The sequence below is a fragment of the Pollutimonas rozaliensis genome (assembly GCF_048751585.1).
Classification (GTDB): domain Bacteria; phylum Pseudomonadota; class Gammaproteobacteria; order Burkholderiales; family Burkholderiaceae_B.
Map to the genome: position 1 here is coordinate 1 of NZ_JAZHOB010000153.1, position 266 is coordinate 266.

General features: G+C 63.5%; 1 protein-coding gene. It reads left to right on the forward strand.

Annotation, left to right across the window (positions count from 1 at the left end; all coding sequences use genetic code 11):
* Window positions 1-57: 57 nt before the first annotated feature.
* On the forward strand, window positions 58-266 hold a 209-nt coding region (locus V0R37_RS22360; protein WP_420376590.1), incomplete at its 3' end, for an aldehyde dehydrogenase family protein.

The following is a 266-nucleotide window of genomic DNA, read 5'->3' on the forward strand; positions in this document are numbered from 1 at the left end:
TCAAAGAGCCGTCTGTATTAACCGTAATGACCACAATGACAATAAAAGGAGCCCCTGATGTCGCATACCATCGGCCTGCTGTCGCAGCAGGCGCTGATTGGAGGAGAGTGGGTCGATACCGCGCAGGCTCTGCAAGTAGATGCCCCGGCCACGGGGGAGCCGTTGACCCGCATCGCCCGGTGCCAGGCCGAAGAGGTAGATGCTGCCGTGCAGGCGGCCCGCAAGGCCTTCGCCGGGGAGCTTGGGGAGTGGGCACGCTGGTCGGC